Genomic DNA, 22,275 nt, shown 5'->3' with positions numbered 1-22,275 from the left:
GGAAGCGCGCCATGGCCTTCCCATTCACGCCTCCGCGTCGCGTCGCGCGCCAGTCGGCAGGACTCGCCGGGCCGGTCCTGCTGCTGTGCTCCGCCGTCGCCATGGCGGTGGGGGGCAGCAAGTCCACGGAGGAGTTGCTGGCGGACAGCTACGTCTTCGATTCCAGCCTGTTCCGTGGCGGCCCGCTGAGCCAGGCGACGCTGTCGCGCTTCAACAAGGTCAACGCAGTCGCCCCGGGTACCTACAAGGTCGACCTGTTCATCAATAACCGTTTCGTCGACCGCACGGACATACGCTTCGTCAATGTCGCCGACAGCCAGGTGCAACCCTGCCTGACGCCAGACCAGTTGCAAGCCTCTGGCATCAATGCCGAAAACATCGGCGACGGCACACCGGAGCATGCTGCCAAAGGTGACTGCGTGCTGCTCGATCAGGCGCTGAAAGGCAGCTCTAGCCAGTTGGACATGGCCCGCCTGCGCCTGGACCTGAGCGTGCCCCAGAGCCTGATGAAACGCATGCCACGCGGCTACGTGAACCCTGCCGACCTGGAAGCCGGCAGCGCCATCGGCTTCGTCAACTACATCGGCAATTACTACCACGTGTCCTACACCGGGGATTATTCCGGCAGCCAGGACTCGGCCTACCTGTCGCTCAATGGCGGGGTGAACCTGGGCATGTGGCAGTACCGCCAGCAGTCGAACCTGACCTACGACCGCGACTACGGCAATCATTGGCAGAACATCCGCAGCTATGTGCAACGGCCGCTGCCGTCCATGGACAGCCAATTGTCGCTCGGCCAGACCTACACCACCGGACGTTTCTTCTCCGGCCTGGCCTACACCGGCCTGAACCTGTCCAGCGACGAGCGCATGCTGCCGGACTCCATGCGCGGCTATGCGCCAACCGTGCGCGGCGTGGCGCGGACCAACGCCAGGGTATCGATCCGCCAGAACGGCCAGGAGATCTACCAGACCACCGTGGCCCCCGGCCCCTTCGAGATCGCCGACCTCTACCCGACCAGCTACAACGGCGACCTGGAGGTCGAGGTGACCGAGGCCGACGGCTCCACCAGCCGCTTCAGCGTGCCCTTCTCGGCAGTGCCCGAATCCCTGCGCCCGGGCATCTCGCGCTACAGTTTCTCCCTGGGCCGCACCCGTGACATCGGCGACGACTCGCTGTTCGGCGACCTCACCTACCAGCGCGGCCTGAGCAATACCGTCACCGCCAACAGCGGCGTACGCGTCGCCGACGGCTACCAGGCGCTGATGCTCGGTGGCGTGTACGCCAGCAGCCTGGGCGCCTTCGGCCTGGATCTGACCTACTCGCGCGCCGACCTGCCGGACATCGGCTACCTCGACGGCTGGATGGCGCACCTGTCCTACAGCCGCACCTTCCAGCCGACCAACACCACCCTGTCCATCGCCGGCTACCGCTACTCCACCAGCGGCTACCGCGACCTCGGCGACGTGCTCGGGGTGCGCGACGCGGCGCGCGATGGCTATACCTGGCAATCCAACACCTACCTGCAGCAGTCACGCTTCGAGGTCTCGGTCAACCAGAGCCTGGGACTCTACGGCAACCTGTTCCTCTCCGGCTCGACGCAGAACTACCGCGACGGCCGCGACCGCGATACCCAGTTGCAGCTGGGCTACGGCAACGCCTTCAACAACGGTGTGAGCGTCAACCTATCCGTCGCCCGCCAGCGCATCGGCGGCTACGACTCGCGGGTGCCGGGCGGCTATGACCAGAACGACCCGTCCTACCCTGGCTTCGGCTACAACGGCAGCATTTCCGGCGACGTCGACACCATCACCACCCTCTCGGTGTCCCTGCCGCTGGGCAGCCAGGCCAACACCCGCACGCCAACCCTGAGCAACTCCTACAGCCACAGCACCAGCGGTGGCAGCCAGTACCAGAGCACAGTCTCCGGCATGGCCGACCAGGACCAGACTCTGAGCTACAGCCTGGGCGTCACCCGCGACCAGGAAATGCGCCAGACGGTATGGAACGGCAACCTGCAGAAGCGCCTGCCCAGCACCAGCCTGGGCTTGAGCGCCTCGCGCGGCGACGACTACTGGCAGGCCGCGGGCAACGCCCAGGGCGCCCTGGCCATCCACTCCGGCGGGGTCACCTTCGGGCCCTACCTGGGCGACACCTTCGCCCTTGTCGAGGCCAAGGGCGCCACTGGAGCCAAGGTGCTCAACGCCCAGGGCACCACCATCGACGGCAACGGCTACGCCCTGGTGCCTGCGGTCACGCCGTACCGCTACAACAGCGTGGCCCTCGACCCCCAGGGCATGCAGGGCAAGGCCGAACTGGAAGATGGCGAGCAGCGCGTGGCGCCCTATGCCGGCGCCGCAGTGAAGGTCAGGTTCAAGACCCGTACCGGCAATGCCCTGCTGATCCGCACCCGCCTGGCCAACGGCCAGGCCGTGCCGCCGGGCGCCGAGGCCTACGACGAAAGCGGCAGCGTGATCGGCATGGTCGGCCAGGGCAGCCAGGTCTACGTGCGCAGCGACAAGCCCCGGGGCCGCCTGAGCCTGCGCTGGGGCGAGGACAGCGACGAGCGCTGCAGCCTGCCCTACGACACCACCGGAAAGGACCTGGAACAGGTGCTGATCCGCCTGGAAGCCACCTGCACCCCCGAATGACGGCCGCCAAGGAGACAAGCATGCACAGACGACCTATCCTCTCCGCCGCCCTGCTGTCCTGCACCCTACTGGGCTTGCCGCTGCTCGGCCACGCCGCCTGCACCATGAGCGGCAAGGCCCAGACTGAAGACACCCGCACGGCGCAGATTCCTTTCGGCAAAATCAACCTCACCGACACTTACCTGCAGCCGGTGGGCAGCCTGCTGGGCAGCGCCCTGGTGCCGCCGACCAACTACACCTACGGCGGCGCCACCGCCTCGACGGTGCTGTGGACCTGCGCCAAGACCGACCTGCCGAACCTCTACTTCCTGGTCGCGACCAATGGCGACAGCCGCGTCGGCGGCCAGCACGAAACCGGGGCGGTCGACGGCTTGAGCGGGGTCTACGCCACCTACTTCTCCTACGTCGGGCTCAAGCTGACCATGTCCGGGGTCACCGTCAGCCGCTACTGGCAGAAGGTCCCGCTCACCACCTACGTCGAATCCGGCAACAACATCCAGATTCGCCTACAGGACATTCCCCCCCTGCAGGCCGAACTGTACCGCATCAGCACACTCCCCCCCTCCGGCGCCTATGCCTGCGGCGGCCCGCTGGCCCCGCCGCGCAACTACACCTGCGTGCAGCCCAACGCCTACATCCAACTGGTAGGACCGGGCATCAGCCACGACGAAATCGGTGAGGACAGCTACAGCCACTACGATTTCTGGGGTGTCGACAACGGTTTCGGCTACGGTATGCGCGACGCTGCCAGCATCACCCAGACCGCCACCTGCGTGGCGCGCAACGCCACCCCGCTGGTGCTCTTCCAGAGTATCTCGGTGCAGCAATTGCAGGCCGGCGCCAGTACCCAGGCAAACTTCAACGTACAGATCGAATGCAGCAACTCGGCGGCCTCAGGCACCGCCAGCGGGCAAACAGCCATCGGCATCCAGGTGTCGCCGGGCGCCTACAGCGCGGCCCAGAGCCTGGGCCTGGTCAACGGCAGCGGTGGCGTGGAGGCCCTGGTCTCGGACAACTACGGCAACGATCCGAACCTGGCCCAGGGGGTCGGCATCACCCTGAGGAATGCCGGAACCGGCACCGCGATGGTCTTCGTCGGCCAGCCCGGCAACACCGGCAACCTGCCCAGCCAGTACCCGACCGGCCCCAACGCCGGCTGGTACCCGGTGCTGGATGGCGCCAATCCCCTGGGTAGTTCGCAGTCCGGCTACACCAACTACCTGCAGACCTTCACCGCCAGCCTGCAGCAACTGCCGGGCAATACCGCCACGCCCGGCAAGGTACACGCCACAGCCTACGTCCTGGTGAAGGTGCAATGAACACCCTTGCCCGGCTCCTGCTGCTCGCCCTGCTGGCCGCCGGGCTGCCGGCGGCCCAGGCCGGGGTGCTGGCCGGCGGCACCCGGGTGATCTACGACGAGGGCCTGCGCGAACGCTCGCTGATGCTGGCCAACACCAACCCCTACCCGGTGGTGGTGCAGACCTGGGTGGACGGCGGCGGCGGCGCGCCGGAAAACGCCCAGGCGCCGTTCATCGTGTTGCCGGCGGTGTTCCGTATGCAACCGGGCGGCCTGCAGGGCCTGCGCATCATCCACACTGGCGAGGCGCTGCCGCGCGACCGCGAATCGGTATTCTGGCTGAACCTCTATGAAATCCCCCCCCTCGCCGGGCGCAAGGAGCCCGACCCAGCGCGCGTGGAGCTGGCGATGAACACCCAGCTGAAGCTGTTCTATCGCCCGGCGAAGCTGCCGCTGCCGCCGGACCAGGTCGCCGGAAAGCTGACCTTCGACCTGCGCCGCGAGGGCGACGCCTGGTTCCTGGTGTGCCGCAACCCAACGCCCTACCATGCCTCCTTCACCACCCTGGGCCTCAGCGGCGACGGCCGTACCCTGGCCGCGCAGCAGCAGATGGACATGATGACCCCGCCCTTCAGCGAAAAACGCTACCAGCTCGAAGAGGGCGCCCTCCCCAATGGCGCACGGGTCAGCTTCAGGCTGGTGGACGACACCGGCTTCCCGATTCCCGGCGAAGCGCCGCTGGCCCCCTGAGGCGGGCGGTTACTGGAACAGATTGGCCTTCACGCAGAAGGTCAGCAGGGCCTGGTCGCTATCCACCTCCAGCTTGCGCATGGCCGAGATCTTCTGCGCGCTGACGGTCTTCACGCTGCGGTTGAGCACCCGCGCGATGTCACGCACGCTCAGCCCGGAGACGAAGTGGCGCAGCACCTCGAATTCCTTCAGCGACAAACGGGCGATACGCCCTTCCACGTCGTCGTGGCTGGCCAGTACGCTGTTCGGATCCTGCATGCCGGGCCCACGGTAGGCACGGCCCTGGAGTATGACGTCGAGGGCCCTGAGGATCTCGTCGAGGTCACCGCTCTTCAACACCACGCCGGACACACCGAGGTCATACAGGCTGGAAAGGATCAGGCTGTTGCTGAGCATGGTGAAGATCAGCACCCGGGTACGTGGGAAGTTGCGCAGCAGGTAGTCCATCAGCTTCAGGCCATCACCATAGCGCTCGTCCCCGGGCATGCTGTAGTCGGTGATGACGATGTCCGGATCGGTCTGCTGATACAGCGTCACCAGTTCGCTGGGGCTGGAGGCTTCGCCCACCACCTGAAAGCGGCCGTCGCGCTCGAGCATGTCGCATACGCCCATGCGCACGATCGGATGGTCATCGGCTACCACGACTTTGAACTTGTCCATAAACCTCTCTTGGATCCTGACTGCATTGCCGAACCACTGGCCCCGCCGTCGGCGGGGACCTCGTCAGCCCGCTTCCCTCAGGCGCTCCAGCGCCTGCTCGATGCGTCCGAGTACCTGCGCCGTCTCGCTGGCCGTACATCCCAGGCGGCCCTCCATGAGGCCTTCCTCGACCTCCCGGCAGGCCATTACCAGCGCCTGCGCGCGCGCCACCGCCAGGGCCCCGGCCATGCGGTGCACGCCCTGCCGCAGCGCCTCCGCGTCGCCCCGGCCGGCAGCCTCGCGGGTCGCCGCCAGATCCTTGCCCATGGTCTCCAGGAACAGCGAGCGCATGCGCTCGGGCACCTGCAAGGGCTCCTCCGCCATGGCCGGCTCGCTGGACTCCTGCGGCGCAACCAGGCCGGGCTTACCGACCAGTTCGCCGAGCAGATCGTTGAGGGTCCGCAGGCTGATCGGCTTGACCAGCCAGGCATCCATTCCCACCGCCCGGCAGCGCTCGCCCTCTTCACGCAAGGCGTTGGCGGTGACGCCGATGATCGGGAGAGTCTCTCCGCGCCCGCGCAACGCCTGGGTCAGCTCATACCCATTCATGTTAGGCATGTTGACGTCGCTGAGCAGCACATCGAAGTGGCGGTCGTCGAATAACCGCAGGGCCTCCCGACCATCGCTGGCCAGGCTCACGCTGCAGCCCAGCTCTTCGAGCTGCTCGCACAACAGCGTCTGGTTGATCGGATTGTCCTCGGCAACCAGCACGTGCAGACCCAGGCCCTCGGAGCGGATGTTCGCGGCCGCGCGGGCCGGCGCCGGCAGCTCGCTACCCTGGGCCAGCGCCAGGGCCAGGGCAATGCCCGTCAGGCTATAGAGGCTGACGTACCAGCCATCCTCGCGCAGCTCAGGCTGGGTGGGTGCATCAGCCGTCGCACATACCCGCGGCCCCGACCAGGCTCGGGGCTCCGCCGCCGGTAGTAGTTCCAGCAATACCGCGCCCCCGTAGCCGTCGGACGATGGCTCGCCGCCAAGCACATTGCAGCCCCAGCACTCCAGCCAGGCAGCAACGCTGTCGGCCAGTTCGCGGACCGGCGAATGGACGTATACGGGGCCGGGCCGCAGGCACGCCGGATGGAAGGCCAACCCCTGGCGCCCACCCTCGGGCAGTTCGAGCAACAGGCTGAAGCTGCTGCCCAAGCCCACTTCGCTGACCACTCGCAAGCTGCCGCCCATCATCTCGGCCAGGCGCCAGCTGATCGACAACCCCAAGCCGGTACCGCTGGTGTGGTGTACCCCGGGCACCTGGTAGAAGGCCTCGAACAAGCGCCCCTGTTGTTCCTCGGCTATGCCAGCGCCGGTGTCGGCGACCTGCCATTGCAGATTGGCACGGCCGTTCTCGCGGGCCAGCAACTTCAGGCGCAGCACCACACGACCGATATCGGTGAACTTCAGCGCGTTGCTCACCAGGTTGTTGAGGATCTGGCGGATGCGTGCGGCGTCGCCCAGCAGTTGCGCCGGCACCCCCGCATCAATGCAAGCATAGAATTGCAAGCCCTTCGCCGCGGCGCTGGCGGCATAGTTGCGCAGCACTTCCTCCACAAGCTCCGCGGGGTTGAATGCGGCGGGGTTCAGGGCCATCTGCCCGGCCTCGATCTTGGAAACGTCGAGCACGTCGCTGATCAACTGCAGGAGGGTCGACGAGGAGTTCTGGATGGTGCGCAGGTAGGCTCGCTGCCGGCTGTCCAGGTCGGTCAGGCCGAGCAGTTCCAGAGTGCCGAGCACACCATACAGGGGGGTGCGGATCTCATGGCTCATGCTCGCCAGGAACAGCGTCTTGGCCTGGCTGGCGGCATCGGCCGCGCGCTTTGCGCTGGCCAGCGCCTCCTCCGCCTCGCAGTGCACGGTGATATCGTTGAACACGCACAGCACCGCCTCGACACCGGCATAGCGGGTCGCCGCGAAGGCTGCCTGCAGGTAGCGTCCGCCGACCTGGATGCAGATGCCTCCGGGCACCTGGCCATGCGACTCGAAAAGGTTCCAGCCGGCGGTCAGGGCGAGGATGTCCGCCTCGTCGCCCAACCACTGCGCGGCCAGGTGATTGCAGGTGACCAGTTTCCGGCCGTCGTGGCTGAGCACCACCAGAGCCACGGGCGCGGTCTGGATCAGGGTACGGCTGAAGGTATCGCTCTCGACCAGTTGCCGGTGCGCCCGGTGCACCGGACGCACCACGCGGCGGGCATACCAGCGCAAGCCCAACCAGCCGGCCAGCAGGAAGCCGGGCAATAGCAGCAGCAGGCCCGCCAACAGCCACTGGGCCTGGCGGAAGAAACTGGCGTAGTCGATCCGGTAGACGGCAGTCCAGCCGCTCTCCGGCTGGCTGCGCAACTGGATCAGAATGCCCTGGCGACTCAGGTTCAGGCCATCGACCAGGTCCGCCGGCGGCGCTGTCCCCACCAGTATCTCGCCATTCGGCGAAGCCAGGCTGAAGGACGCGAAGGCCGGACGCTCCATCAATTGTTCGAAATCGTTGATACGCCCCAGGTCGAGCAGGCTCGCGGCGACGATCGAGCGGCGCGTTTCGCCCTGCCACCACAGCGGAGCGGGCAGCTCAACGCCGACGTAGCCGAGCAGCTCCCGGGCCTGACCGCGGTAGTGGTCGGCACGCGCCCAGTGCACGCGCAGGTCGTCGCTCCCTGGTGGCCGCTCGTGCAGACGCGCGAGGATACGCGCGGCGAGCTCAGGGTAGGTATCGCGCGGACCGTCATGCGTCGCCGAGGTATCGATGGCCGGCACCGCCAGGTTGGTGTCGCCGTTCAGGTCGAAGACCAGCAGCTGCGGCGCCGGGTATGGCGAGATACTCCAGAAGCTGCCATAGAAGTTGGCCAGCAGCACGCCCAGGGAGAAGGGTCCCCACGAACCGCCTTCGTCCAGCTCGCGCCCGGTGGCCAGGATGAAAGGCATGGCAAAGGAGAACTCGCGCCCTTCATAGATTTCCAGGCCGCTTTCCCGCGTCAGCAGCCGACGTTGCAATGGCACGACATCCTGGTCCTTCTTCTGGGTGGCATCATCGCTTTTCTGGGCAATGCGGGCGAGAAAGGTCTCATGCTCGCGGATATCCCCCATCAGGCGGGTGAAGTGGAAGCTGACTTTGTCCTTCTCTTCCTCGACCACCCGCCCCAGCGCCCAGTAGCAGATGCCGAACAGCGACACGGCCAGCACCGCTACGCAGAGCAGGCCGATGTTCAGGCCCTGCGAAATGCTCGCCCATTTCAGCAACAAACTGTTGTCGTGTTCCACGGAGCGATCGGACTTCACGAGACACGGTTCCTTCAGCAGCGACAATGCGCTGACTGTAGATGCCCGCGACCGATTCCGCGACAGCCGGCGCTAGCCACCGGCGCTTGGTCCGTCCTCTTGCAACTGCTGCTCGAATACGCGGGCGGTGACCGCCTCGGAAATCAGGAAGCCTTGCACCCGGTCGCAACCCAGGCGGCGCAGCAGGCTCAACTCCTCCCAGGTCTCCACGCCCTCGGCGACCACGTCCAGGCGTAGCTGGCGGCCCAGTTCGATGCTGCTTGCCACGGCGGCGGCCAGATCGCTGTCCTCCACGCAGCCATGCACCAGGGAGCGGTCGATCTTCAGCTCGGTGAAGGGTGTCGAGACCAGGTTGTACAGCGAACTGTAGCCTTGCCCGAAGTCGTCCTGGGCCAGGCCGAAGCCCTTCATGCGCAGGCGGCAGGCTCCGGCGTAGTAGTTGCCCGGCAATGTCGTGGCACTGTTCTCGGTCAGCTCGAAGCACAGCGAACCGGGGTTGGCACCATGATCGCCAACGAATTCGCCGAGGCGATCCGGCAGGTCCGGGATGTCCAGCAACTGGGTCGGCAGGTTCACCGACACCGGCACTTCGTAGCCCGACTCACGCCACAGCGTCTGGGCCCGCAGGGTCTGCTCGAGCATGTGCCAGAGCAGCGTTTCCTGCAGGCCATGGGCCTCGATGTCGGCCATGAAACAACCTGGCAGAAGTAGCCCCTGCTGTGGATGCAGCCAGCGTACCAGTGCCTCGGCACCAACGATGCGCCCCGTGTGCAGGGACTTCTTGGCCTGGAACCAGGCCTGCAGTTGATCTTTGTCCAGTGCTTCGGACAGAGCCGAACGGCCGCTGCGGCCGACTCCGACGTGGGACTCCCCCCCCTGCCGCAGGCGTTTATCCAGGCGCGCCAGCAGGCGGCCGATGGCGCTGGGCAGAGCCGGCTTGGGCAGCAGATCGATCACCGACAGGCCAAGGCTCTGCGCCACCAGGCTGGCGCTGACCATCATGCGTCGCGAAGTCGAGCTCATCAGCGCCAGTTGCGGGCGATGCTCCAGGCGCGACAGTTGCTGAATCATCTGCACGCCGTCCATACCCGGCATCATCAGGTCGCTGAGCATCAGATCGAACTCCTCCCGCTCCAGCCAACGCAGGGCGTCTGCTCCATCGCCGGCGCCCACCAGGTATTCCACGCCTCGCTCACGGAACAGGTTGAGCAGATACTCGCGCTGGAACGGCTGGTCCTCGACCACCAGCACCCGATAGGATTGCGTGCTCATAGCTCCACCTCGAGCGCCGCCACCAGGCAGCGCTGCAGCGAGTCCAGGTCCACCGGCTTGAGCAGGCAATCACTCATGCCGGCGGCCATGCAACGCTCGCGTTCCTCGCGCATGGCATTGGCGGTGGCGCCGATGATCGGCTGCTGGCAGCCACGTCGACGCAGTTCGGCAGCCAGTTGGTAGCCGTTCAAGCGCGGCATGTTGATGTCGGTGAGCACCGCGTCGAAACGTTCCGGGCGCCAGCGCTGCAGCGCCTCCTGACCGTCGGAGGCCAGTTCCACCACGCAGCCGAGCGCCTCCAACTGATCCTTGAGGATCAACTGGTTGATCACGTTGTCCTCGGCAACCAGCACACGAATACCCAGGTCGCGCACCGGTTTGGCCGGTCCCTGGCAGGCGACGGCGCTGCTTACGCAGCCCTGAGCCAGACCCAGGGCACGGCGCAACCCATCCAGGCTGTTGAGCCCCACCAGCCAGTCGCAGCCTTGCAGGCGCGGCTCGACATAACCCTCCACGGAGAGGATCACCCGGCAGCCGGGCCACTGCGGCACCGACGCCTGAGGAGCCTCCGGCAACTGCACCTCCACCAGCAGGGTGCGCTCGTCCGCCTCGGCCAGCACCTCGGGTACGGCGACCCGGGCCCGCCCGCCCCAGCGTGCGATCCAGCCACACAGGCTGTCCGCCAACTCACGCACCGGGGCCAATACTTGCACCGCGCAACCGACCAGTTCCTGGGTCTCGGTGGGCGCGGCGATACGCTCCAACGGCAGGCCGAGGCTGAAGCTGCTACCCAGGCCCGGCTCGCTGACCAGCTTCAGGCTGCCGTTCATCAGTTGCGTCAGGCGCTGGCAGATCGACAGTCCCAGGCCCGTGCCGCCAACCTGGTGCACCGAACGGCGCACCTGGTAGAAAGGCTCGAACAGGCGGGCCTGCTCCTCGGTGCCGATTCCCGAGCCGGTATCGGTGACCTGCCAGGTCAGCATCATGCGCTCGGCATCCGCTGCGCCAGCCTTCACCCGCACTACGATACGTCCGCTATCGGTGAACTTCACCGCATTGCTCAGCAGGTTGTTGAGGACCTGCCGGATGCACGCGGCGTCGCCACGCATCCGCGCCGGCAGCTCCGGGTCAAGGCAGGCGTATATCTGCAGGCCCTTGGCCTGGGCCGCGGCGGCAAAGGACTGAACCGCGTCCTCGGTCAGTTCCACCGGGGAAAACTCCACCGGCTCCAGGTCCAATTGCCCGGCTTCGATCTTGGATACGTCGAGCACATCGCTGATCAATTGCAGCAGGGTCGACGAGGAGCGCTGGATAGCCTGCAGATAGCCGGTCTGCTGCAGGTCCAGCTCGGTACGGCCGAGCAGTTCGAGCGTACCGAGCACCCCGTACAGGGGCGTGCGGATCTCATGGCTCATGGTGGCCAGGAACAACGTCTTGGCCTCGTTGGCAGCATCGGCCAATTGCTTGGCACGGGCCAGCTCCGCCTCGGTCTGCTTGCGCGCGCTGATGTCGCTGAAGGCACAGAACAGTACGTCTTCGCCCTTGTAGCGAGTGGTCGCGTAGCAGAGGTAAAGATGCAACCCGGCCTCGGTCTCGATCTCCTCCCCGGTCGCCTCGCCAGACCCGGCGAAAGCACGGGAAATCCAGCGCGGCCCCTCGCGGGCGATCACCCGGCCATCACCCAGCCACTGCTTCGCCTGCGGATTCTCCAGCACCACCGCGGCATCGACACGGCGCAGCACGCACAAGGCCACAGGCGCCGTCTGGATCACCGCGCGGGAGAAGGCCTCGCTCTCCTTCAGTGCCTCGAGGCGCTGCTGCGCCGGCCGGATCAGCCGCTGGTCGATACGCCGCCCCAGCCGGTACAGCAACATGCCGACGCTCAGCGCCAGGCTGAAAGCCAGCACCAGAGGCAACCACAACGCCACGAGCAACTGCCCGATGCCCAGGTAATAGACCAGCATCCAGTTCGAGGCGCCCAGGTGCTTGAGCAGCACCATGCGCTGCGGTAGCGGGCCGTAGCCGGTGATGTCGAAGCTGTCGCCATCCCAGAGCGTGCGAAGGGCATCGACCTGGGTGCTCCCGGCGTCGCTGGCGAAAACGACCTGATGTCGCCGGTCGAGAAGCAGGTACTCGCCGGCACCCGCCCCATGCAACACCGCGTCGAGGTCGTCACCACGGATCTCCAGCCCCAGCCAGCCGGCATCATGGCCGTCGCCCAGGGGCTCGAACAGGAACAACCGGCGCTCGCTGTCCTCGGCGTCTGCCAGCCAGTGCACGCGCACCGCCGGCGCCGTCGACGACGCCTGGCGTAGCGCTTCGAGCACTGCCACGGGCAATGGCGATTCGGGCATGCCGGTAGGGATCAGGCGGTCGACCACCGGGCGCGCGCCAGCCTCGACGACGTACAGCAGCCCCAGGCGCTTGTCCTGCAGCTCGGCGAGGTCGCGGGCGGAAAGCAGCAGCCCCTGGCCGGCATTCAACGACAGGATCGTCGGCACGTGTTCCTGCCCGCGGCTCAGGGCCTCGCCGACCAACGTCCTGCCCACCGATACGGGCATCACGTTGCGGCTGAGATGGTCAATCAACGACTCACGATGGCTCAGGTACAGCTGGGCCTCGTACATGGCGGCGTTCATGGTGCGGCGCCTGAGCGACACTTCGTGGTTGAACGCCATGCTCAAGGCGAACGCCAGGCTGCACAGCAGGCAGAACATCAATGCGCAACTGAGCATACGCAGTAGCTTGCGCGCAGCGCTGGGCGTGGAGAAACCGGCATCGAGCGGCTGTAGGAATTGCTTGAGTTTCATGCCGCCAGCATGTCGGCATGGTGCCACCCCCTCTATCAGACGATTCTAATTGTGACGTCCAGCACATGTAACGAAAGCAGCCCTCAGCCCTCCAGCAACCCGCTGGCCCGCTGCACCCGCCGTTCGATGGCCGCCTCCAGCACCCACTGGCCGCGTCCGGCGCTGGCCAGGCTGAACCAGCTGCGCGCGCGGGTGATGCCGGTGTAGACCAGCTCGCGGGTGAGGATGGGGTTGAGCGCGTCGGGCAGCACCAGGGCGGCGTGGGTGAACTCCGAGCCCTGGGACTTGTGCACGGTCATGGCGAACACCGTTTCCACCGCCTGCAGGCGGCTGGGCAGCACCCACTTGATGCCTCCGCGGCCGTCGGCGAAGGCCACCCGCAGCGGCCATTTGCGCTCGCCGCCCTCCTCCCGCGGCAGCGCCAGGGTGATGCCGATGTCGCCGTTCATCAGGCCCAGGCCGTAGTCGTTGCGCGTGACCAGCAGCGGGCGGCCGAGGTACCAGGCGCCGCTGTGGGGCTGGATCAGCCCCTCGTCCTGCAGCAGCTCGGCGATGCGCAGGTTCAGCCCGTCCACGCCCCAGGGGCCGCGGCGCAGGGCGCAGAGCACCTGGAACTGGCCGTGGGCAGCGAGCACGCGCCCGGCCCAGGCGTCGAACTCGGCCTGGGCGGCGTCCGGCGCCGGGCGGGTGTCGCGCAGCACCTGCAGGTAGTGGCGGTAGCCCTGGGGCGGCGCCACATCCGGGCGGGCGGCGGCGTCGAGGAAGTAGCGGCCGCCGCCTTCCACCACCAGTTCGCGCAGGCCGCGGTCGTCGCGGGCGTCCAGGGCCAGGCGCGCCAGGTCGGCGTAGCCCCGTTCCCAGACCGCGCGCATGGCCGCCACGTCGCCGGCGTTGACCGCCTCGGCGAGCTGGCCGATGCCGCTGGCGGCGTCGAAGCGGTGGCTGTGGCGGAGCATGGCCACGGCCTGGTCGAGGGGCTGGCCGTGGGCGTCGAGCAGGTCGTCGTTGACCTGCTCGCCGCTGACCGCCTGCAGCCAGTCGCGGGTCGCCGCGCGGTAGTGGCCTTCGCGGGCGCGGCTGCACAGTTCGCCGAGCACCGCGCCGGCCTCCACCGAGGCCAGTTGGTCCTTGTCGCCGAGCAGGATCAGCCGCGCCTTGTCCGGCAGCGCGCCGAGCAGCGCGGCCATCATTTCCAGGTCGACCATGGAGGCTTCGTCCACCACCAGCAGGTCCAGCGCCAGCGGGTTGCCGGGGTGGTGGCGGAACTGGCGGCTGTCCGGGCGGCTGCCGAGCAGGCGGTGCAGGGTGGTGACTTCCTTGGGCACCTGCTGGCGTATCTGCTCGCCGTTGGCGAAGGCGCCGAGGTCCAGGCGGTCCATGGCGTTGGCGATGGATTCGTTGAGCCGCGCCGCCGCCTTGCCGGTGGGCGCCGCCAGGCGGATGCGCAGCGGCCGCCCGCCCTCGCCGCCCAGGGCCAGGCTCTGCAGCAGCGCCAGCAGGCGCACCACTGTGGTGGTCTTGCCGGTGCCGGGGCCGCCGGTGACGATGCCGAAGGCGTTGCCGGCGGCCAGGGCGCAGGCCAGTTTCTGCCAGTCCGCCGGGGCATTCGCCTGTTTCGGGAAGAGCGCGTCCAGGGCCTGGCGCAGGGCATCCGCCGGCAGCGCCGCGCGCAGGGCCTCGCCACGGGCCAGGCGCTGGTCGATGCCGGCGCGCACCTCGCGTTCGTACTGCCAGTAGCGGCGCAGGTACAGGCGCGGTCCGGCCAGCACCAGCGGCGTGGCGCCGGGGCCCTCGCCCACCAGGCGCGGGTCGGCCAGGGCGGCCTGCCAGGCGGCCAGGTCGAGGCCATCGAGCAGTTCGCCGGGCAGCGTCAGCGGCGTGCCTTCCAGCTCGCCGTCCGGCGGCAGCGACAGGGCGAAGCGGCTGTCGGCGAGGGTCGCGGCCAGGTCCAGGCACACATGGCCGCGGCCCAGTTGGTGGCTGGCCAGGGCGGCGGCGAGGATCAGCAGCGGCTCGGCGTCGGGCGCCTGTTCCACCAGGAAGGCCGCGAAGGCGCGGTCCAGCTCGCGCAGCCAGCCGCGTTCGGCCCATTGGCCGAGCAGTTCCAGCAGTTGCTCGCGGGTCATGCCGGCACCTCCTCGGCGTGTTGGCTGAACAGCGCTTCCAGCGCCTCCATCAGCGCCTTCGGCGGGCATTCGTGGAACACGCCGTGCTCGCCGCCGCGCAGGAACAGGTAGAGCGCGCCGCCGACGTGGCGGTCATAGTCGTAGTCCGCCAGGCGCGCCTTGAGCAGGCGGTGCAGGGCGAACAGGTAGAGCGCGTACTGCAGGTCGTAGCGGTGCTCCAGCACCGCCGCGCGCAGGGCCGGCGCGGTGTAGGCAGCGGCGTCGGGGCCGAGCCAGTTGGATTTGTAGTCGGCCACGTAGTAGCGCCCCTCGTGTTCGAAGACCAAGTCGATGAAGCCCTTGAGCATGCCGCCCAGCTGCGTCGGCTGCAGCGCCGGGCGCGCCTCGCCGGGCAGCACGTGGGCGCGCACGGCGGCGTCGAGGCGGGTGCTGTCGGTGGGTTTCACGGCGAACCAGAACTCCATTTCCTTCTGGTAGCTGGCCAGCGCCGCCAGTTGCACCGGCGCCGCGCCGGGCACCGCCAGTTCGGCCTGGAGAAAGGCCGGCAGCCACTGCGCCAGGGGCTCGATCCAGGCTTCCCAGCCGCGCAGCTGGCAGCGCCGGGCGATCAGGTCGCGCAGCGCCTCGGGTTGCTCCGCCACGACGGCGAAGTCCTCGTCGGCGGCCCATTCCAGCAGGCCGTGGAGGAAGCTGCCGGGGTTGGGCCCGCGCGGGAAGGCGTGCAGGCTGCCGGCGGCCGGCGCGGCCTGGGCCAGTTCGGCCGCGGCGCTGTCGGCGTCGCCTTCGCGCAGGGTGGCCTCCTCGGCGCTGATGGGTTCGCTGGCCGGCGCCGGCGCGTCGCCTTCGGCATCCAGGGTGGCCAGCGCGGAATAGCTGGCGATCCACCATTTCTCCGCCCCCCGCCGCTGCGGTTCACGGGCCTGGCCGAGCAGGCCGGCGCGGGCTTCGTCGTAGGCCGTGGCGTCCACCGCCGGCACGGGTTCGATGCGGATGCCGGGGCAGCCGCCGCCCAGGGCCTGCAGGCAGCCGGCGAAGCCGTCCAGGGCGATGGCCGCGCCGCCGCCGAGCAGGTAGCCGAAGGCGCCCTTGTGCAGCTCGGGGTTCTTCGCGTTGCCCGCCACCAGCGGCGCCACGCCCAGCCACAGGGCGTGGCGGGCGCGGGTCAGGGCCACGTAGAGCAGGCGCATGTCCTCGCCCAGGCGTTCGTCGTTGGCCAGGCGGTAGGCCGCCTCGGCCAAGTCCTTGCCGCGCGCCAGCTCGATCACCTTGCCGTCCTCGCCCTGGAAGCTGGGCGGCGTCTGGCTCTTGCCGTCCAGCTCCTTCCAGCTGCAGATGAACGGCAGCAGCACCAGCGGGTATTCCAGGCCCTTGGACTTGTGGATGGTCACCACCTTGATCAGGTCGGCGTCGCTTTCCAGACGGAGGATTTCCTCGCTCGACGGGCTGGCCAGCTGCTCGGCCAGCACCCGCAGCAGGGCATGCTCGCCGTCCAGCTCGGCGGCCTCGCGCTGCAGCCATTCGGCCAGGTGCAGCAGGTTGGTCAGGCTGCGCTCGCCGTCGGCGCGCCGCAGCAGCCGCGCCGGCAGTTCGAAGTCGGCCAGCAGCCGGCGCAGCATGGGCAGCACGCCCTGCTGCTGCCACTGGCTGCGGTAGTCGCGGAAGCGCATGAGCATGCCTTCCCAGAACTGTTCGTCCTGGTTCAGCCGCTCCAGGGTCTGCCAGCCCAGGCCCAGGGTGCGGGTAGCCAGGGCGCTGCGCAGCAGGGCGTCGTTGCCCGGCTCGGCGCAGGCGCGCAGCCAGTGCAGCAGGTCGCCGGCCTCGGGGCTGTCGAACACCGAGTCGCGGTCGGACAGGTAGACGCTGGCCAGGCGCCGCGCCGCCAGTTCCGCGCGCACCGCCTCGGCCTCGCTGCGCCCGCGCACCAGGATGGCGATGTCCGCCGGGCGCAGCGCGCGGCCCGTGCCATCGGCCTTGTACAGCCCGGCGCGGCCCTGCTGGGCCAGGCTCAGCCAGTGGCGGATGGCGCTGGCGGCGCCGGCGGCCATCTGCTCGCGGTAGAGCCGGCTGCCGACCACCTGACCGTCGTTCTCCAGTTGCCAGAGGGTCAGCGCCGCGGCTTCCTCGCCGTCGATCAGCAGGCGCTCGTCGCGGCCCTTGGCGGCCACCGCCTGGAACGGCACCGGGTTGTCGCCCTGCGCGGCGAAGCGGAAGGCGCCGCGTTCGTGGCCCTCGGCGAAGGCGAAGCAGTGGTTCACCGCCTCCACCACGGCGAGGGTCGAGCGGTAGTTGGTGCCCAGGGTGTAGTGGCGCCCGGCGGTGGCGGCGCGGGCGCGCAGGTAGGTGTGGATGTCGGCGCCGCGGAAGGCGTAGATCGCCTGCTTGGGGTCGCCGATCATGAACAGGCCGCAATCCCTGGGGTTCTCGGCGATGCGGTAGATGCGCTCGAAGATGCGGTACTGCAGCGGGTCGGTGTCCTGGAATTCGTCGATCAGCGCCACCGGGAACTGCTGGCGGATGCGCTCGGCCAGGTGCTCGCCGCCGGGGCCGGCCAGGGCGCGGTCCAGGCGCGCCAGCAGGTCGTCGAAGCCCAGTTCGGCGCGGCGCTGCTTCTCCGCCTCCAGGGCGCGGCTGACTTCGCCCAGGGCGTGCAGCAGCAGTTGCGGGGCGATGTCCGGCTGCTGCTCGGCGGCCTCCAGCCAGGCATCGATGGCCTGGAACGCGGCATGCTCGGGCACCGGCGTCTTGCCCTTCACCTTGATCCGCGTCTGGCCGAAGCGGTGGAGGTTTTCCGGCGCCGCGCCGCCCAGGCTCCAGGCTTCCAGCGCCTGCAGCCAGCCTTCGAAGACGGCGTCGTCGTCCTTGTTGCGGTAGCTGTTGCCGTTGAGCTGCGGGCGCAGGTCGATCAGCAGCTGGCGTAGGCCCTGGGCGTTGGCGGCCCAGGCGGCGCGGGCCTGCTGCTCCAGTTCGTCCAGGCGCGCGTAGAAGGCGCCGGTCTCCTCCAGCAGCTCGCGCAGCGAGCCGGGCGCGCTCAGCGGCTGGTCGGCATAGCGGAAGCCGGCCTCCTGCTGCGCCAGCAAGGGCTGCAGCAGGCGCGCCAGGGCCTCGGGGCCGCCCTTGTAGATGTCGCCGACCACCTTCGCCGCCGGCGCCGGCAGCGGGTAGAAGTTGCGCCGCCAGTAGTCGCGCACCACTTCGGCGAGCAGTTCGCTCTGGTCGGTGATCAGGTCCTGGGTGAATAGGCTGCCGCTGTCGAAGGCGTGCTCGCGGAGCATGCGGTAGCACCAGCTGTGGATGGTCGACACGGCGGCCTCGTCCATCCATTCGGCGGCCAGGCGCAGCAGGCGCGCGCAGCCGGGCCAGCGCTGCTCCGGGTAGCTGGCGCGCAGCTCGACCAGCAGCGCGTCGTGCTGCAGCGCCGGCTCGGCGAAGCAGGCGGCGGCCTCGCCCAGGCGCGCGCGGATGCGTTCGCGCAGTTCCTGGGTGGCGGCGTCGGTGAAGGTCACCACGAGGATTTCCGGCGGGCTCAGCGGCCGGCCGAAGGCCAGTTCGCCGCCGTGGTCGAGCACCAGGCGCAGGTACAGCAGGGCGATGGTGAAGGTCTTGCCGGTGCCGGCGCTGGCCTCGATCAGGCGGCTGCCGTGCAGGGGGAATTCCAGGGCGCGCAGTTCGCGGCTCATTGGCCTTGCTCCTCGTCGTCGCGGCGTTGCAGCAGCTGGTACAGCGGGCCGTAGAGGTTCTCGGCCCAGCTGGCGAATTCGCCGCTGGCGTTGAGGCTGGCGAAGTCCGGGTAGACCCGCGCCAGAGCCAGCGAGGAAGCCGCCTCGCCGCTGCTGCCGAAGCCGCCGTCGTAGCGCTTGGCCGCCTCGCTGGCGGCGCGGGCCTCGTCACCGTCGGCCCCCAGCCAGGCGAAGGCCGCCTTGCAGGCCACCGGCAATGGCCGGCGCAGGCCTTCGAGCCAGGCGGTGATCAGCGCGTCCAGGTGGCCGCGGGCGATCTCCGCGGTCAGCGGCGGCAGCTCCAGGGTGCCGGTCTGGCTGACCAGCAGGCTACGCACCGGCGCGCCGCACAGTTGCAAGCCCAGGTGGCGCACCCAGTGGCGCACCAGGCTGTGCCACTTGTAGCCGCGGCCTTCGTGCAGCTTGCCGCTGACCAGTTGCACGCTGGCCCACTGGCCCTCGGCGTTGCGCCGCAGGCCGCCGAGCCAGTCGCCCAGCTCCACGCCGCTGGCCGCGTGGCTGTGGATAAGCTCGCGCTGGCCTTCCTCGGCCTCGCTCCAGTGCTCCAGTTCCTCGCGGTAGCGCGTCAGCAGTTCGCCCAGCGGCGCGCTCAGCTCGCGGGCGCTGAAGGCGCCGAAGGCCGCCAGCGGCAGGCGCCCCTCGCCGCGCAGGCGCGCCAGCTGCCCCTCGATGCGGCCGGGCAGTTCGCCGTCGGCCCAGTGCTGCTCGATCCACGGGCGCAGGCGCTCGCACAGTTCGAATTGCAGCTGCCAGACCTGCAGGCCGTCGAGGGCGAAGGTTTCCTCGTCGTGGCCGGTCAGGTCTTCCTCGGCGAAGCGCACCTTCAGGCGCTGCTGGAAGAAGGCGTTGACCGGGCTGGCGAGGAAGTCGGCGAGCGCGCGCAGGCCGATGGGCGCGTCCGGCAGCAGTTCGGGCAGCGGCGCCTCGGCCTGTTCCGCCGGCTCGTCGTCGCGGTGCACCTCGCGCCATTCGCGGGCGTAGGTGTAGAAGCCGTCGACGCCCTCGCCCCGGCCTTCGAAGTAGCGGCGGCTGAAGGGTTGCAGCGGGTGTTCGGTGGTCAGCGCGTGGAGCAGCGCCTTGCCGTCGCCGGGCTGGCCGGCCAGCGACCAGCCGGCCGCCAGGTGGTCGCGCAGCTGGCCGATCAGCACCGACGGCGGGCGCTCGCTGTTGTCGCGGATGCTGCGGCCCACCCAGCTGACATACAGCTGGTCGCGCGCCGAGAGCACGGCTTCGAGCAGCAGGTAGCGGTCGTCCTCGCGCCGCGAGCGGTCGCCGGGACGGTAGTCGTTGCGCATCAGGTCGAAGTCCAGCGGCGGCTGCTGGCGCGGGTAGTCGCCGTCGTTCATGCCCAGCAGGCAGACCACGCGGAAGGGAATGGCGCGCATCGGCATCAGCGTGCAGAAGCTCACCGCGCCGGCCAGGAAGCGCTGGTTCAGGCCGCCGGCGTCGAGGCCGCCGAGCCAGGCCTCGCGCACCACCGACAGCGGCAGCGGTTCGCCGAAAGCGGCGCGCCCGCAGGTTTCCAGCCAGCGTTCGAGCAGTTGCAGCAGTTGCTGGCGCAGCAGTTCGTCGTGCTCGTCGCGGGTCAGGAAGAAGTCGTCGAGCAGTTGGCGCAGGCGCTCGCGCCAGACCTCCGGCGGCGCCGGCTCGGCCAGGCGCTCGCAGGCCTCGGCCAGGCGCTGCAGCAGGCCGGCCAGGGGGCCGAGCACGGCGGCGTCCAGGCCGCCGATCTCGGCATAGGGCTGGATGCCCTGGAAGGCCTCGCCCTCGCCCACCGCAAAGCCCAGCAGCATGCGCCGCAGGCCGAAGCGCCAGGTGTTGGCCTCTTCGGCGGCGGGCAGGCCGAGGTCTTCGCGCTGCTCGCCGTCCAGGCCCCAGCGCACCCCGGCGCCGTCGATCCAGCGTTGCAGCAGCGGCAGGTCGGCCTCGCCGATGCCGAAGCGCGCGCGCAGGGCGCCGACGTCCAGCAGGTCGAGGATTTCGCTCACCGCGAAGCGGCTGTCGGGCAGTTGCAGCAGGTGCTCCAGGGCCACCAGCAGCGGCTCGCGGCCGCGCTGGCCCTGGTCGGCCAGGGTGAAGGGGATGAAGCGCCGGTCGTCGCGCCCGAGCTGGCCGAACACCGCCTGGATGTGCGGCGCGTAGGCGTCGATGTCGGGGACCATGACGATGACGTCGCGCGGGCGCAGCGTGGGGTCGGCGTCGAAGCGCGCCAGCAGTTGGTCGTGCAGCACCTCCACCTCGCGCTGGGCGCTGTGGGCCAGGTGGAAGCGGATGGAGCGGTCCCGCGCCGGCTCCAGCGCCGGCCATTGCGCGCGGGTCTCGGCCAGCGGGCGCAGTTCGAGGATGTCGTCCTGCAACTGGCCGAGCAGGTGCGCCGGCGACTCCTCGCTGAACAGGTCGATGCGCCCGCCGCTGACCTCGCCGAAGCGGCTGCGGTAGCTCTCGGGGTTGTCGTACTGGTCGAGCAGGTTGATGTAGTCGCGGCCCTGCTTGCCCCAGGCGGCCAGCAGCGGCTGGGCGTACTGGTGCTGGAGGTCGTCGTCCAGTTGCAGCGGCACGCCGGGGCGGCGCTGCTGGCGGCGGTACTCGTGGCGCAGCAGGTCCTTGTCGGCGACGATGTCGGCCCAGTGGTGGCGGCAGGGGTTGTGCACGCACAGCAGCACCTGGGCCACCTGCGCCAGCGCGGCCAGGGCTTCCACCGTCTGCGCCGGCATGGCGGAGATGCCGAACACCACCACCCGGCGCGGCAGGCCCTTGGGCGGCGCGCCTTCGCGCAGGCGTTCGAGGAAGCGCCGGTGCACGCCGGCGCGGCTGCCGGCCAGGCCGTCCTCGCCCACTTCCGCCAGCAGGGCGCGCCACAGCTCGGCCTGCCAGCGTTCGTCGTCGTTCAGCGGGCGAAGGTTGCCGCCGGCGGTGCGCAGCTGGTCGCGGTGCTCGCTCCAGTCCTCCAGCCAGTCGGCGCGGTACACCTGGTACTGGTCGAACAGGTCGGCCAGGCGCTCGGCCAGCTGGTAGCGCTTGCGCAGGTCGGCGTCGTCGGCGAGGAAGCGGCGCAGGGCCTGGAACTCCTCGCGCGCCAGGAGGGCCGGCAGCAGGCGCATCAGGCGCCAGGTGAGCGGCGCCTTGTCCAGCACCGAGACTTCCGGCACCTGGTCCTTGCCCAGCGCGCCGCGGTAGGCGCGCCAGAGGAACTGCGCGGGCAGCTGCACGTCCAGCGCCGCGGTGATGCCGCAGCCGCCGTCGGCGACGTCGCGGCCCAGGGCCAGTTTCAGCCACTGGGCGATGCCGTTGCTCTGCACCAGGATGGTTTCGCTTTCCAGCGGCGCCAGCGGGTAGCGCGCCATCCAGGCCACCAGCAGGTCGCGCAGCGCCTCGGGGTGGTTGCCGTGGATGACCATCAGGCCGGGGCTCAGGGCTTCGCTCATCGTTTCTCCAGGTTTGCCGGGGGGCCCGGCAATTTGAGCAGAAGCCGGGGTGGGGTGGGAGGGTTTTTCCTGCGAGGGGGGATTTTATCGGGGTGGGGCGACGGTCTGTGTCGTGAAGCGCGTGCTTTGGCTGGGCCAGGTGTAGGGCGCATAACGCCTACGGCGTTATCCGCCGTTTGACCTCGACCCCAGGCGCGCTTCGGGTTGGGCCACGAAGCACCTGCTTCCGGGCACTCCGGACTCGACC

General features: G+C 69.2%; 10 protein-coding genes. 3 read left to right on the top strand and 7 right to left on the bottom strand.

Translation table 11 applies throughout. The annotated features are described in order from the left end of the window. Nucleotides 1-11: 11 nt before the first annotated feature. Genes IG194_RS20950 through IG194_RS20940 form a run of 3 tightly spaced genes read left to right on the top strand, consistent with a single transcriptional unit; the run spans nucleotide 12 to nucleotide 4,698 of the window. Nucleotides 12-2,651: a fimbria/pilus outer membrane usher protein gene (locus IG194_RS20950; protein WP_058488640.1), complete on the top strand. Its 2,640-nt coding sequence runs from the start codon at nucleotides 12-14 to the stop codon at nucleotides 2,649-2,651. A gap of 20 nt (nucleotides 2,652-2,671) precedes the next feature. Next, nucleotides 2,672-3,970, top strand: a complete 1,299-nt coding sequence (locus tag IG194_RS20945) for a fimbrial protein (protein ID WP_009618017.1) — start codon at nucleotides 2,672-2,674, stop codon at nucleotides 3,968-3,970. Continuing rightward, nucleotides 3,967-4,698 carry a molecular chaperone gene (locus IG194_RS20940; RefSeq protein ID WP_009618016.1) on the top strand — a complete coding sequence of 244 codons (732 nt, stop codon included), beginning with the start codon at nucleotides 3,967-3,969 and terminating at the stop codon, nucleotides 4,696-4,698. The genes IG194_RS20945 and IG194_RS20940 overlap by 4 nt, the downstream gene beginning before the upstream one ends. A 9-nt stretch (nucleotides 4,699-4,707) precedes the next feature. Here IG194_RS20940 and IG194_RS20935 read toward each other — a convergent pair whose 3' ends face one another. The 7 genes from IG194_RS20935 to recC all read right to left on the bottom strand — a co-directional run bounded on the left by IG194_RS20935 (nucleotide 4,708) and on the right by recC (nucleotide 22,028). After that, a complete protein-coding gene (locus tag IG194_RS20935; protein ID WP_009618015.1) occupies nucleotides 4,708-5,358 on the bottom strand; it encodes a response regulator transcription factor in 651 nt (216 codons plus the stop codon). A gap of 63 nt (nucleotides 5,359-5,421) precedes the next feature. Beyond that, entirely contained in the window at nucleotides 5,422-8,685 is a 3,264-nt protein-coding gene (locus tag IG194_RS20930) for a hybrid sensor histidine kinase/response regulator (protein ID WP_225617129.1), read from the bottom strand. Between the two features lie 45 nt (nucleotides 8,686-8,730). Continuing rightward, complete coding sequence (locus IG194_RS20925; RefSeq protein WP_058488638.1) at nucleotides 8,731-9,930, bottom strand: EAL domain-containing protein; 1,200 nt, start codon at nucleotides 9,928-9,930, stop codon at nucleotides 8,731-8,733. Continuing rightward, on the bottom strand, nucleotides 9,927-12,740 hold the full coding sequence (locus tag IG194_RS20920) for an ATP-binding protein (RefSeq protein WP_009618011.1): 2,814 nt from the start codon (nucleotides 12,738-12,740) through the stop codon (nucleotides 9,927-9,929). Before IG194_RS20920 ends, IG194_RS20925 begins: the two co-directional genes overlap by 4 nt. A gap of 83 nt (nucleotides 12,741-12,823) precedes the next feature. Then, nucleotides 12,824-14,866, bottom strand: a complete 2,043-nt coding sequence (gene recD, locus IG194_RS20915; protein ID WP_058488637.1) for an exodeoxyribonuclease V subunit alpha — start codon at nucleotides 14,864-14,866, stop codon at nucleotides 12,824-12,826. After that, the gene (gene recB, locus IG194_RS20910) at nucleotides 14,863-18,543 is read right to left on the bottom strand and encodes an exodeoxyribonuclease V subunit beta (protein ID WP_058488636.1); all 3,681 of its coding nucleotides are present in this window, start codon (nucleotides 18,541-18,543) and stop codon (nucleotides 14,863-14,865) included. The genes recD and recB overlap by 4 nt, the downstream gene beginning before the upstream one ends. Continuing rightward, on the bottom strand, nucleotides 18,540-22,028 hold the full coding sequence (gene recC / locus IG194_RS20905; RefSeq protein ID WP_058488635.1) for an exodeoxyribonuclease V subunit gamma: 3,489 nt from the start codon (nucleotides 22,026-22,028) through the stop codon (nucleotides 18,540-18,542). Before recC ends, recB begins: the two co-directional genes overlap by 4 nt. Nucleotides 22,029-22,275: the final 247 nt, after the last annotated feature.

The organism is Pseudomonas sp. ADPe (assembly GCF_014843515.1).
Taxonomy (GTDB): Bacteria; Pseudomonadota; Gammaproteobacteria; order Pseudomonadales; family Pseudomonadaceae; genus Pseudomonas; species Pseudomonas citronellolis.
The sequence above is the reverse complement of the archived record's forward strand: the minus strand, read 5'-3'. Positions and strand labels throughout refer to the sequence as shown.

Coding starts and splice junctions, on each gene's coding strand:
- IG194_RS20920 (WP_009618011.1), bottom strand. CDS start 12,740: ATGAAACTCAAGCAATTCCTACAGCCGCTCGATGCCGGTTTCTCCACG.
- IG194_RS20945 (WP_009618017.1), top strand. CDS start 2,672: ATGCACAGACGACCTATCCTCTCCGCCGCCCTGCTGTCCTGCACCCTA.
- IG194_RS20925 (WP_058488638.1), bottom strand. CDS start 9,930: ATGAGCACGCAATCCTATCGGGTGCTGGTGGTCGAGGACCAGCCGTTC.
- IG194_RS20950 (WP_058488640.1), top strand. CDS start 12: ATGGCCTTCCCATTCACGCCTCCGCGTCGCGTCGCGCGCCAGTCGGCA.
- IG194_RS20935 (WP_009618015.1), bottom strand. CDS start 5,358: ATGGACAAGTTCAAAGTCGTGGTAGCCGATGACCATCCGATCGTGCGC.
- recD (WP_058488637.1), bottom strand. CDS start 14,866: ATGACCCGCGAGCAACTGCTGGAACTGCTCGGCCAATGGGCCGAACGC.
- IG194_RS20940 (WP_009618016.1), top strand. CDS start 3,967: ATGAACACCCTTGCCCGGCTCCTGCTGCTCGCCCTGCTGGCCGCCGGG.
- recB (WP_058488636.1), bottom strand. CDS start 18,543: ATGAGCCGCGAACTGCGCGCCCTGGAATTCCCCCTGCACGGCAGCCGC.
- recC (WP_058488635.1), bottom strand. CDS start 22,028: ATGAGCGAAGCCCTGAGCCCCGGCCTGATGGTCATCCACGGCAACCAC.